Raw genomic sequence first — 12,405 nt, forward strand, 5'->3', positions numbered from 1 at the left:
TACACTGTTGCATTATCGTCTTCAGCGTACTGTCTTCCGCCATGAAATCCTTGTACTTCGCCTGTGTATTTCTCCTGCTCGCCGGCTGCGCCACTGGCCCGCGCCTGGACACCCGCCACCCTTCGGCGAACCACGACAATCGCGTGCAGTTCGTGGTCGTGCACTACACCTCCACCAATCTTGAGCGTTCCCTCGCCCTGCTGACCCACGGCCAGGTCAGCGCTCATTACCTGATCGGTGACGACGCCGGCGCCACTATCTACAAGCTGGTGGATGAAAGCCAGCGGGCCTGGCATGCGGGAGAAAGCGAGTGGATGGGGCGTACCTGGCTCAACTCCAGCTCCATCGGTATCGAAATCGTAAACCCTGGCTACAAGGACACCCCTACAGGCCGCCTGTGGTACCCGTACTCCGAGGCCCAAGTGAAGTCGCTGGTGGTGTTGCTCAAGGACATCAGCAAGCGCAATGGCATCGATCCCAGGAACATCATCGGCCATAGCGATATCGCACCCCTGCGCAAGCTCGATCCGGGGCCGCTGTTCCCCTGGAAGCGCCTGGCCGATGAGGGCCTGAGTGTGTGGCCGGATGCCCAGGCCGTCGCCCGTTTCCAGGTGCAGTACGCCGCTGAATTGCCGAGCATCACTTGGTTCCAGGAAGAATTGGCGCTCCTCGGTTACCCGACACCCCAGACGGGTGAGTTGGATGTCGCCACGCGCCATGTGATCACGGCGTTCCAGATGCGCTTCCGGCCATCCCGGTTCGATGGCGTGCCGGATGCCGAAAGTGCTGCCATCCTGCGTGCCCTGAACCGGCGCTAAGCTGGCGCCTACAAGGGCAGCGCCATATAGAACTGGGTGCCCTGCCCCGGCCGCGAATACACCCCCATGCGGCCGCCGTGCAATTGCACGATCTCCTTGCACAGCGCCAGCCCCAGGCCGGCGCCGCCTTTCTTGCGGCCAACCTGGACGAAGGGTTCGAAGATGCGCCCTTGCTGGCCATAAGCAATACCTTCGCCGTTGTCTTCGACGCTGATAATCACCCGCTCGCCATGACGTCGCGCCTGCAGGCGAATTTGCCCACCGTCGGCGGTATGACGCAGGGCATTGCCCAGCAGGTTGTCGAGCACCCGTTCCAATTGCGCCTGGTCGGCATACAGCCGTGGCAGATCGGATTGCACTTCTACCAGCAGTTCTATGTGTTGCGCATTGGCGGGCTCCGCAAAGCGCGCGCGGGCGTGTTCGAGCAGATCGGTCACGTCGCAGGGGCCCAAGGTGAGTTTCTGCAGGCCATTCTGGTAGCGCGAGAAATTGAGCAGGTCGTTGATCAACTGCATCAGGCGCTGCATTTCTTCATTGACCGTATCCAGCAGGTCCGCTTCACGGGATTCCGGCGGGAACTTCGCGCGTTCACGGAACAGGCCGAACGCCATATGCATGCCGGTCACCGGCGTGCGCAGTTCATGGGACGCGCGCAAGACAAATTCGCTGCGTACCCGCTCGAAGGCGCGCTGTTCGGTGACGTCGTGCAGCACCATCACCGCCCCAAGGATATGTCCCTGGGTATGGCTGACGGGAGTGAGGCTGTAGGTCAGCAGGCGCAGTTCGCCTTCGACTTCGACTTCCAGGTCCTCCGGCGCGCGCTCCAGAGTGCCGCCGCGCAGCACCAGTTGCAGTTGTTCATCCAGCTCCGGGCGCACCAGGGCTTCGCCAAGGCCTTGGCCCAGGCGTTCCTCGTCCCAGCCCAATTGGCGTTGCGCAACGGGGTTGAGATGCTCCAGGCGGCCTTGGCGGTCAATCATCAGCAGGCCGTCGTCGATGCTGTCGAGCACGGCTTGCAGGCGCTGCTGGCCGGCCAGCAACTCGTCAACATTAGTCGCCTGATGCTGGCGCACCGCCTCGGCCATAAGGCCGAAGCGACGGGTCAACAGGTTCATTTCCGCTGCCGAAGAGAGCGGTAGGGTCACTTCAAAATCGCCCTGGCCGATCTTGTCGGCTGCTTTTGCCAGCGCTTCGATCGGGCCGCCAAATCGCCGGGCGATGCCATGGGCCGTGACAAATCCGATAATCAGCACTGCAAGGCCCACCAACCCCAGCAAACCGGCGATCAGCAAGGCGCGCCCGCGGGATTTATGCTCGCTGGCGCTGATGTTTTCCAGGGCTTGTTTATGTTCGGCAATCAGCCCGTTGCGCAGCACATTGAAGGTTTCGGTGAGTTTTTCCTTGCTGCCCGGTGGTGGCGACGCCTGCTGGGATTGCTCGAAGGCGTCCAGCAGGTCCTGGTATTGGGCTCGCGCCTGGCTGAAACCGTGGTTATGGCCGTCGCGTTGCTCATGGGCGATGCCTTGGTCCAGCAGGTCGAAGTAATGCTGCTTGGAGCTTTGCAATGCCTGCGGATCGGGGCGATGTTCCAGCATCATGATCAATTGGTCGCCCAGGCTTTGGCGCAGTTTGAGCCCCAGGTCCAGCGTGACGAAGTTGCTGCGAATCAGGGACTCCTGGGTCTTGGCCATTTGCATGACGCTGACCAGACCCAGGATCAGACCCAGCAGGGCGACGGTGATCAGCGCTGAGATACTCAGGAACAATCGAGTGCGCAGTGTCATCGCTAGCTTCATAGGGTGCAGCTCACAGGTTGTACTGTTTGCGTTTGCGGTACAGGGTCGACGCGTCGATGCCTAGGGTGCGGGCGGCCTGGTCCAGGGTATCGCTGGTGGCCAATACGGCGCCGATATGGGCTTTCTCCAGCTCGTCCAGGCTCAACGCCGCGCCAATGCGCGGGGCGTTATTGGTCGGTTGTTCGGCCATGCCGAGGTGGATGATTTCGACCTTTTCCTGTGGGCAGATGATGCTGGCGCGTTCCACCACGTTGCGGAGTTCGCGGATATTGCCTGGCCAGCGATAGTTGAGCAGGGCTTCGCGCGCTTGATCACTGAAGCCCCGCGCCGGGCGGGCGTATTCCTTGACGAAGCGCGCCAGGAAGCGGTCTGCCAGGGTGAGGATGTCTTCACTGCGCTCGCGCAGCGGGGGCAGGTGCAAGGTGATGACGTTGAGGCGATACAGCAAGTCTTCACGGAAGCGACCGTCGCGCACCATGTCTTCCAGGTTCAGGTTGGTGGCGGCCAGGATACGCACATCGGCGCGACGGGTGACCGGGTCGCCCACGCGCTCATACTCCTTGTCCTGGATAAATCGCAGCAACTTGGGTTGCAGAGTGAGGGGAAAGTCGCCGATTTCGTCGAGAAACAGTGTACCGCCGTCCGCCTGGTTGACCCGGCCCAACGTGCTCTCACTGGCACCGGTAAAGGCACCACGGCTATGGCCGAACAGCTCGCTTTCCATCAGTTCTGCCGTCAGCGACGGACAGTTGATGGTCACGCAGGATTTCTTCGAGCGCTTGCTCCAGCCGTGAATGGCCCGGGCCAGTTCGCCTTTACCCGTGCCGGACTCGCCGAGGATCAGGATGTTGGCATCGGTGCCCGCCACCTGGCGTGCGGTTTCAAGCACAACCATCATTGACGGGCTGTGGGAGTCGAGGCCGTCTTTCTGCTGGCGTACGGCGCCTTCCAATGCTTCCAGGCGCGCGGAAAGTTGGCGCACCTCCAGCTGTTTGGCGGTGGCCAGGCGAAGTTGGTCGGGGCTGCAAGGCTTGACCAGGTAGTCGGCGGCACCCGCCTGGATCGCGTCCACGGCGGTATCGACGGCGGAATGGGCGGTGACGATCACCACACGCATCCACGGCGCCTGGATCCGCATCTGGGCCAACACATCCAGGCCATTGTCTTCACCCAGGCGCAGGTCTAGGAAGCACAGGTCGAACACCTGGCGTTGCATCAGGGCATCGGCCTGGGCGGCGCTGTTGGCGGTGGCGACGGTGTAGCCTTCATCTTCCAGGCAATAACGGAAGGTGCGGAGGATCGCGGACTCGTCATCCACTAAAAGAATGCGGCCTTGAAGTTCCTTGGCTGATTCCATCTGTCCCGCGCTCCTTAACTATGAATGATGGTGTTTAGTCCCGGAATAATCGGGCAAGTTGCATGGTTTATTCTGATCGATAAAAAGCAACGTCGTGCAGCTATCTGCAAGTCTTCCTACAAAGCCCCGTCTGATGGCGTTTTCATTCCGTCTTGCCACTTCGGCAACTCAACCCGCGCATTCGATCCTTTGACCCGACCGCTGGCCATCGTGCATTTCGCACGGCCTGTAGCGGTGGATCGTGCAGGATGCTGCGCCGCCAGTTGAGCCTTAATTTATAAGATGTTGATTTTAATGGTTTTTATTTTGTAAAAAAGCTGGCATGCGCTCTGCAATACCTCTCTCAAGAGCGTCATGAACGAATAATCAGAATGCGGGAGAAAAGCAGCATGACTCGCCAACACCTCAGCCAACTGCGTGTATCGCCACTGCGTATGCAACAGGGGCTGTTTGCCAGCCTGGCCCTGATGGTCACGCTGATTGCAGGCCAGCAGATGCAACATTGGCAGCAGAGTCAGCCCCAAGCCCCGCAATTCGAACGTCCGGTAATGACCCAGACCCATTTCAGTTCCATTGAGAGCCGTGCCGTCGGGAGCGTTTCTGCCGATGTGACCGCCAAGCAATTGAGAGTGGCCGATCAGGACTCCACCCTGGGCGAGCTGCCAACCCAAGAGCGTTGGGTGTTCTAGGCAAAAACGTCGGACGCTTGTGTTGAGCGCCTGAACGGTATCACCGCTGTTACCTTTTATAGAAGCGTAAGGAGAATCACCATGTTGAGTTGGGCAATCACATTTCTGATCATCGCCATTGTGGCCGCAGTCCTGGGCTTCGGTGGTATCGCGGGCACCGCCACGGGTATCGCCAAGATTCTGTTTGTGGTCTTCCTGGTGATGTTCATTGCTTCGTTCTTCTTTGGTCGTCGCGGCCGAGGCTGAAAATGACCACTTTGTCCCTCAAAGCGATTGCTGCCGCTGTGCTCTTGGGCGGCAGCGGCTTCGCGATGGCCGCCAATGACGGTCAGTCGCGGGCCAACGAACTGCTCAGCGCGGATCCGCAGTACCGCGAGACCTGGCAAGGCGTGGTGAAGAAAGAAGAGCGCCTGCCGGAATGGGTCTTGAACCTGTCGGGCACGGCCGAGCAGATGAATGCCGTGGAAGAAGATGGCGATAAGTACTTGGTGGGGCCGCTCTGCGAAACTGCGGATACGTGCCTTAACAAGCGCCTGATCGTCGCCTTCAGCCTCGACAAGGAAGATGCCTACGCCATGTTGGTGGAAGTCCCTGCCGGTTTGCCGGCGGACAAGTCTCCGACGCGGCATGCCGATTACCGGTTTATCGGTAAGCCGGACGAAGGCATGCAGAAGCTGCTGATGGAGCAGCTGAAGAAAGATCCGAATTGGTACTAGGTTGCGTCTGACGGGTCTGTCGTCTGCGCGATCAGCGTCCATAGAAAGAAGCCTCTCGCTTCTTTCTGTCTGCATCCCCCGCCAAGGGGGATGCATGACCAGGGGGCCGGGTTGTTCTGATCAATTGAGATCGGCGTGACCTACGGGCACAGGGAGTGCCTGCGCAAGGGCCAGGTCAGGTGAAAAGCTGCGACGCAGGTTCACAAGCCCACGGCTTGCTGAACTTGCGGCGGGCTTGTGACTCTTATTCCCGCCTCCTATGCCGCCCATAGCCACAAATCCTGATTTTGCTTTCGACCAACCATTACTGGGTGTGTCGGGGCGACCATCTATCGAGAAAGTTTTGCTCGCGCCATAGGACGTTTCCGACGCTCGACGGCAGAGTTCCCCGGCATTTCTGCCAACCTCTCCAAGACCTGCAAAATCTCTGCGGGAGCCTGAATTGGCAGGTTCACGGCATATTCACCGGACAAAATGTCACATTTGAACTGACCGTTCGGACAGTTATTATGGAAAAAAGTCATGCCGATTTGGCATGGGGTAGGCGTTTACGGCATTAGACGTCGTCCCCTTGCATGGGAATAGTTGCGCCTTTTTTCGCCTGCCAGTAAGCCATTTCGGCCATGCTGCGGTGACCTTCCATGGAGGCAGATGCGCACACTTTTTCGCTCTCGAGCGTTGCAGCTGGCGCATTTGCCTTAAGTCCACTTGAAGTAAGGGTAATGACATGAAGAAGGCAAAGCTAAGCCTCGCCTGGCAGATCCTCATCGGTTTGGTATTGGGGATCGCAATCGGCGCAGTGCTCAACCATTTCAGTGCTGAAAAGGCCTGGTGGATCAGCAATGTGTTGCAGCCAGCGGGCGATATCTTTATCCGCCTGATCAAGATGATCGTGATCCCGATTGTGATTTCCTCGTTGATCGTCGGCATTGCCGGTGTCGGTGACGCGAAAAAACTCGGGCGCATCGGCGTCAAAACCATCCTTTACTTCGAAGTGGTCACCACCATCGCCATCGTGGTCGGCCTGCTGCTGGCCAACCTTTTCCACCCGGGCGCAGGCATCGACATGAGTACCCTGGGTACCGTCGATATTTCCAAGTACCAGGCGACCGCCGCCGAGGTGCAGCATGAGCATGCGTTCATCCAGACCATCCTCAACCTGATCCCGTCTAACATCTTCGCCGCTGTAGCCCGTGGCGAGATGCTGCCGATCATCTTCTTCTCCGTGCTGTTCGGCCTGGGCTTGTCGAGCCTCAAGCCGGAGCTGCGCGAGCCGCTGGTGACCATGTTCCAGGGCGTGTCCGAGAGCATGTTCAAAGTCACCCACATGATCATGAAGTACGCCCCCATCGGCGTATTCGCGCTGATCGCGGTGACCGTGGCCAACTTCGGCTTTGCCTCGCTGCTGCCGCTGGCCAAGCTGGTGATCCTGGTTTACGTCGCCATCCTGTTCTTCGCCTTTGCGGTGCTGGGCCTGATCGCTCGCCTGTTCGGCTTCTCGATCCTCAAGCTGATGCGCATCTTCAAGGACGAGTTGGTGCTGGCCTACTCCACCGCCAGTTCCGAAACTGTGCTGCCGCGTGTGATCGAGAAGATGGAAGCCTACGGCGCGCCCAAGGCCATCTGCAGCTTCGTGGTGCCGACCGGCTACTCGTTCAATCTCGACGGTTCGACCCTGTACCAGAGCATCGCGGCGATCTTTATCGCCCAGCTGTATGGCATCGACCTATCGATTGGCCAGCAACTGATGCTGGTATTGACCCTGATGGTCACCTCCAAAGGCATCGCTGGTGTGCCGGGCGTGTCCTTCGTGGTGCTGCTGGCCACCCTGGGCAGCGTGGGTATCCCGCTGGAAGGCCTGGCCTTCATCGCCGGTGTCGACCGCATCATGGACATGGCCCGTACCGCGCTGAACGTGATCGGCAACGCCCTGGCCGTGCTGGTCATCTCGCGCTGGGAAGGCATGTACGACGACGCCAAGGGCGAGCGCTACTGGAACTCCCTGCCGCACTGGCGCACCAAGCAAGCCCTGCCGACTGCCCAAGCCACTCGCGGCTGATAGCCCGACGGCTGTAAGACAAACCCCGGTAAATCCGGGGTTTGTCGTTTCTGTCAGCCCCGCTATCATTCGCCCCATCTTTCGGGGGATTCAACTGATGCTCAATGGCCTGTGGCTTGGCTTCTTTGTCGTGGCAATGGTGTCAGCACTGGCGCAATGGCTGGTGGGCGGTAACGCCGGGATTTTCGCGGCGATGGTCGAAAGCATTTTCGCCATGGCCAAATTGTCCGTGGAAGTGATGGTGCTGTTGTTCGGCACCCTGACGTTATGGCTGGGCTTCTTGCGTATCGCCGAAAAAGCCGGGATTGTCGAATGGCTGGCCAAGGCCCTGGGCCCGCTGTTCCTGCGCCTGATGCCGGAAGTGCCGGCCGGTCACCCGGCCATTGGCCTGATCACCCTCAACTTTGCCGCCAACGGCTTGGGCCTGGATAACGCAGCAACACCTATCGGCCTGAAGGCCATGAAGGCGCTGCAAGAGCTCAATCCCATCCCTAACACGGCGACTAACGCACAAATCCTGTTCCTGGTGCTCAATGCATCCTCCCTGACCCTGTTGCCGGTGACGATCTTCATGTATCGCGCCCAGCAAGGTGCGCCCGATCCGACCCTGGTATTCCTGCCGATCCTGCTGGCCACCAGCGCATCCACATTGGTGGGCCTGCTGTCGGTGGCGGTGATGCAGCGCCTGCGGCTGTGGGACCCGGTGGTGCTGGCCTACCTGGTTCCAGGCGCATTGGTACTGGGTGGGTTCATGGCCCTGCTGGCGACCCTCTCGGCCACCGCATTGGCCGGGTTGTCGTCAATCCTCGGCAACCTCACGTTGTTCGGCCTGATCATGCTGTTCCTGCTGATCGGCGCGCTGCGCAAGGTTAAGGTCTACGAAGCATTTGTCGAAGGCGCCAAGGAAGGCTTCGACGTCGCCAAGAACCTGCTGCCGTACCTGGTGGCGATGCTGTGTGCGGTGGGCGTGTTGCGTGCCTCCGGCGCGTTGGACCTGGGCCTCGAAGGCATTCGCCATGTGGTGGCCTGGACGGGCATGGACACGCGCTTTGTCGACGCCTTGCCGACGGCGATGGTCAAGCCCTTCTCCGGCAGCGCGGCCCGGGCGATGTTGATCGAGACCATGCAGACCCAGGGGGTGGACAGCTTCCCGGCGCTGGTGGCGGCGACGATTCAGGGCAGTACGGAAACCACCTTTTATGTGTTGGCGGTGTACTTCGGTTCGGTGGGCATCCAGCGGGCGCGGCATGCCGTAGGGTGCGCGTTGCTGGCTGAGTTTGCTGGTGTGGTCGCAGCGATCGCGGTGTGCTACTGGTTCTTTGGCTGAGGCTTAAATAGCTATCGGGAGCAAGCCCCCTCCCACATTCTGAATGTGTTCACAGATCCACATGTGGGAGGGGGCTTGCCCCGATGAGGCCCTCAGCGTTTCACCGCACCATTGCCCTGCTGAACAACCCACTCCACCACCTGCCTGTTCAACTGATCTCCCGCCAACCCAAACCCGGTCACCACCGCCGGCACTTTGGTGTCAGTCACCGCCTGCTGCACTTCAAACCGCCGGCTGGCAATAATCCGCTGATCACTCCCACGCACCAGGCGTGCGTCGAGGCGGATCACCACCGCTACCGCACTGCCCCGGTACTCGCTCTGAAACGCCTGCAACTGCCCGCCCAATTCATAATCGGCCTGCAGGTTGGTGTCGTCGGTGCTCAACAGCGTTACGCGTCCATCGCGCTGGAACCCGTCCATCAGGCGATTGCGCAGCAGCACCGGCACTGGGTCGCTCCAGCGTGAGTTCGCATAGCTGCTGATCAAATCGCCATTGGGCACCACGGCGATGCGTGGGCTGTCGAGGAACTCACTGGTCTGCGGCTTGGCCAGGCGCAGCGACCAATTGACTGGCGCGCCCTGGGTCGTGCCCTGGGCCGTAGGCAGTCGGTAGACGTCCGACGGATCCGCCTTGGGCAGGATCGAACACGCGCTGATCAGCGCCAAGGCCACAGGGGCGATCATTTGGTAAGCACGCTTCATGGCGTGAACTCCTTGTTCTTGTCGCTGCCCAGCAGGTAGCCGCTGGGGTTGGCTTCCAGGCGGCGAGAGATGGCGCGCAGTGAACCGAGGGTTTCGCGCAGTTCGCGCACGGCCGGCGCCAGTTCGTTGAGGCCCTGCATGCCGCTGTTCACCGAGTCCTTGTTGTTGGTCAGCAAGGTATTGATGGTGGCGGTGCTTTGCTCAAGGGATTTCATCGCCTGTTCGGCGCTGCCGAAGACCTGCTTGCCTTGATCACTGAGCAGGCCATTGGCGTTGCGCATCAGCGCCGTGGTTTGCTCCAGGGCGGCCCCGGCCTGCTTGCTTACCTGCATCAATTGCTGCATCACCACCTTGATATCCCCACGCTGGTCGGCAATCGCGCCGGTGGTTTGTTCCAGATGGTCCAGGGTGTTGCTGAGGCGCTCGACATTCTGCGCGGAGAACATGTCGTTGGCGTTGTGCAGCAGCAGGTTGATGCTGGTCATCAGGTCGTTGCTGTTATTGAGTAATCGCGCGATCGGCGATGGCGAGGCGATGATCTCCGGCAGGTTGCCGTCCTTGCCCTTGAGCTCCGGGCTTTGCGGCGTGCCGCCGCTGAGTTGGATGATCGAGGTGCCGGTGATGCCGGTCAGCGCGAGTTTGGCCTGGGTGTCTTCCTTGATCGGCGTCTGGCCGGCCAGGCGAATGCGCGCGAGTACGCGGCGCGGGTCCTTGGGATCCAGGCGCAGGCTGATGACATCGCCCACCTTGATCCCGCTGTATTGCACCGAGCTGCCCTGGGACAGACCGCTGACCGCTTCGTTGAAGATCACTTCGTAATCCTGGAAGGCGCTGTCGACGCTGGATTTGGCCAGCCACAGGCCAAACAGCATCGCGCCGACCACCACGATCACGCTGAACAGACCGATCATCACATGATGGGCTCGGGTTTCCATGTCATACCTCGTTGAGCGGTTGAGCGGCATCCAATGCCGCGCGGCCACGGGGGCCGTGGAAATATTCGTGAATCCAGGCGTCGTCCGTTTCCGAGACGATATCGATGGCATCGGCCACCAGCACCTTCTTCTGCGCCAGCACCGCCACACGGTCGGTGATGGTGTAGAGCGTGTCCAGGTCATGGGTGACCAGGAACACGCTCAGGCCCAGCGCATCACGCAGGGTCAGGATCAGTTGGTCGAATTGCGCCGCACCAATCGGGTCGAGGCCGGCGGTGGGTTCGTCGAGGAACAGGATGTCCGGGTCCAGTGCCAGGGCGCGTGCCAGGGCCGCGCGCTTGATCATGCCGCCGGACAGCGAAGCGGGGTATTTGTCGGCCGCCGACAGCGGCAGTCCGGCCAAGGCCAGCTTGACCGCAGCCAGGTGCTCGGCATCACGGCGGCTGAGCCCGGCATGTTCGATCAGCGGCAGCGCGACGTTCTCGGTCACCGTCAGCGAGGAGAACAGCGCGCCCTTCTGGAACAGTACGCCAAAGCGCCGTTCCACCAGCGAGCGTTCATGTTCCGGCAGGCTCGGCAGGTTCTTACCGAACACCCGCACTTCGCCTTCACTGGGCCGGCGCAGGCCGACGATGCTGCGTAGCAGCACTGATTTACCGCTGCCGGATCCGCCGACCACCGCAAGGATTTCGCCCTTGTACAGATCCAGGTCGAGATGCTCGTGCACGCGTTGGCTGCCAAAGCGATTGCACAGGCCACGCACTTCAATCACCGCCTCGGTGGGCGCACGGTGCAGACGACTCACCAGCCCATCTCCATGAAGAACAACGCAGCCACCGCATCCAGCACGATCACCACAAAGATCGATTGCACCACGCTGGAGGTGGTGTGGGCGCCGACCGATTCGGCGCTGCCGCTGACCTTGAAGCCTTCCAGGCAGCCGATGGCGGCGATCAGGAAGGCGAAGAACGGGGCTTTTACCATGCCCACCAGGAAGTGCTGCACGCCAATGTCCGATTGCAGCAGCGAGAGGAACATCGCCGGCGAGATGTCCAGGGCCACGGCGCAGACCACGCCGCCGCCGACGATCCCCGCCAGCATCGCCATGAACGTCAGCATCGGCAGTGCCACCAGCAACGCCAGCACGCGCGGCAATACCAGCAACTCCATCGGGTCCAGGCCCAGGGTGCGGATGGCGTCGATTTCTTCATTGGCCTTCATCGAGCCGATTTGCGCGGTAAAGGCGCTGGCGGTGCGACCGGCAATCAGGATGGCGGTGAGCAATACGCCGAATTCCCGTAGGAAAGAGAACGCCACCAGGTCCACGGTAAAGATCGTTGCGCCAAAGCTCTTGAGCACTGTAGCGCCGAGGAACGCCACGACGGCACCGACCAGAAAGGTCAGCAACGCGACGATGGGCGCGGCGTCGAGGCCGACCTGTTCAAGATGGGCGACCATCGGCGTCAGGCGCCAGCGCTTGGGCCGGAAAATGCCCCGGGCAAAGGTTTCGAGGATCAGGCCGATAAAGCCCAGCAGTTGCTTGCTGTCTTGCCAGACCTTGTCCACGGCCGCGCCGATACGCGCCAGCACCTGAATGCCAGTGGCTTCTTCCGGCGCTTTGTCCGGCACGCAAAAATCGTTGAGGGAGCGGTAGACGGTCTTGAGCAGCGCGCGGTCGGCGGCGGACAGGCTGCAGTCGGTCTGCTCGGCGGATTGTTCGATACGGGTGGGCCCCAGCAGCTCCACCAGCAGCGAGGCGCCGGCGGTATCCAGGGCGCCGAGGCCATTGAGATCGATGCGCGCTCCGGCGTCGTATTGGCCGTCGAGCTTGTCCGACAGCTTCTTCAGGTTTGCGTAGTGGGCAAGCGTCCAGTCCCCTGTAATCCGCAGTAACGGGGGAGCGGTGGACGTATCGAGGTGGGCTGCGCCGGCCGTAGTACTACTGGTCATAAGCTCCGAGCTTGTCTGGCTATCCACAATTCCTACGTAATAGCACGATCCTGC

Annotated in this window: 12 protein-coding genes; 6 read left to right on the top strand and 6 right to left on the bottom strand. The window is 60.8% G+C overall.

The window, feature by feature from the left end; translation table 11 throughout:
• Positions 1–41: 41 nt before the first annotated feature.
• Positions 42–818, top strand: coding sequence for an N-acetylmuramoyl-L-alanine amidase (locus tag BLW22_RS30480; RefSeq protein WP_074848110.1), 777 nt, complete (start codon positions 42–44; stop codon positions 816–818).
• 8 nt (positions 819–826) lie between these two features.
• On the opposite strand, the gene BLW22_RS30485 is transcribed toward BLW22_RS30480, so the two are convergent.
• Both BLW22_RS30485 and algB read right to left on the bottom strand, forming a co-directional pair.
• Positions 827–2,614 carry a KinB sensor domain-containing domain gene (locus tag BLW22_RS30485; RefSeq protein ID WP_065926863.1) on the bottom strand — a complete coding sequence of 596 codons (1,788 nt, stop codon included), beginning with the start codon at positions 2,612–2,614 and terminating at the stop codon, positions 827–829.
• A gap of 10 nt (positions 2,615–2,624) precedes the next feature.
• Positions 2,625–3,971 carry a sigma-54-dependent response regulator transcription factor AlgB gene (algB, locus tag BLW22_RS30490; RefSeq protein ID WP_065926864.1) on the bottom strand — a complete coding sequence of 449 codons (1,347 nt, stop codon included), beginning with the start codon at positions 3,969–3,971 and terminating at the stop codon, positions 2,625–2,627.
• Positions 3,972–4,360: 389 nt separating this feature from the next.
• Here algB and BLW22_RS30495 point away from each other — a divergent pair, with 389 nt between their 5' ends.
• The 5 genes from BLW22_RS30495 (at position 4,361) to BLW22_RS30515 (ending at position 8,762) form a co-directional block, all read left to right on the top strand.
• Complete coding sequence (locus tag BLW22_RS30495; protein ID WP_065926887.1) at positions 4,361–4,660, top strand: hypothetical protein; 300 nt, start codon at positions 4,361–4,363, stop codon at positions 4,658–4,660.
• 81 nt (positions 4,661–4,741) lie between these two features.
• Positions 4,742–4,906, top strand: coding sequence for a DUF1328 domain-containing protein (locus tag BLW22_RS30500; protein WP_003170804.1), 165 nt, complete (start codon positions 4,742–4,744; stop codon positions 4,904–4,906).
• A gap of 2 nt (positions 4,907–4,908) precedes the next feature.
• The gene (locus tag BLW22_RS30505; RefSeq protein ID WP_065946470.1) at positions 4,909–5,376 is read left to right on the top strand and encodes an inhibitor of vertebrate lysozyme family protein; all 468 of its coding nucleotides are present in this window, start codon (positions 4,909–4,911) and stop codon (positions 5,374–5,376) included.
• A 727-nt stretch (positions 5,377–6,103) separates the two neighbouring features.
• Positions 6,104–7,435: a glutamate/aspartate:proton symporter GltP gene (gltP, locus tag BLW22_RS30510; protein ID WP_065926866.1), complete on the top strand. Its 1,332-nt coding sequence runs from the start codon at positions 6,104–6,106 to the stop codon at positions 7,433–7,435.
• Positions 7,436–7,532: 97 nt separating this feature from the next.
• On the top strand, positions 7,533–8,762 hold the full coding sequence (locus tag BLW22_RS30515) for a nucleoside recognition domain-containing protein (protein WP_027608018.1): 1,230 nt from the start codon (positions 7,533–7,535) through the stop codon (positions 8,760–8,762).
• A 92-nt stretch (positions 8,763–8,854) separates the two neighbouring features.
• Here BLW22_RS30515 and BLW22_RS30520 read toward each other — a convergent pair whose 3' ends face one another.
• The 4 genes from BLW22_RS30520 to BLW22_RS30535 are packed head-to-tail and all read right to left on the bottom strand — an operon-like array spanning position 8,855 to position 12,351.
• Entirely contained in the window at positions 8,855–9,466 is a 612-nt protein-coding gene (locus BLW22_RS30520; RefSeq protein ID WP_065926867.1) for an ABC-type transport auxiliary lipoprotein family protein, read from the bottom strand.
• A complete protein-coding gene (locus tag BLW22_RS30525; protein ID WP_027608016.1) occupies positions 9,463–10,401 on the bottom strand; it encodes an MlaD family protein in 939 nt (312 codons plus the stop codon). Before BLW22_RS30525 ends, BLW22_RS30520 begins: the two co-directional genes overlap by 4 nt.
• 1 nt (position 10,402) lies before the next feature.
• The gene (locus BLW22_RS30530; protein WP_065937854.1) at positions 10,403–11,206 is read right to left on the bottom strand and encodes an ABC transporter ATP-binding protein; all 804 of its coding nucleotides are present in this window, start codon (positions 11,204–11,206) and stop codon (positions 10,403–10,405) included.
• A complete protein-coding gene (locus BLW22_RS30535) occupies positions 11,203–12,351 on the bottom strand; it encodes an ABC transporter permease (protein ID WP_074848111.1) in 1,149 nt (382 codons plus the stop codon). Before BLW22_RS30535 ends, BLW22_RS30530 begins: the two co-directional genes overlap by 4 nt.
• Positions 12,352–12,405: the final 54 nt, after the last annotated feature.

This window comes from Pseudomonas marginalis (genome assembly GCF_900105325.1).
Lineage (GTDB): Bacteria > Pseudomonadota > Gammaproteobacteria > Pseudomonadales > Pseudomonadaceae > Aquipseudomonas > Aquipseudomonas marginalis.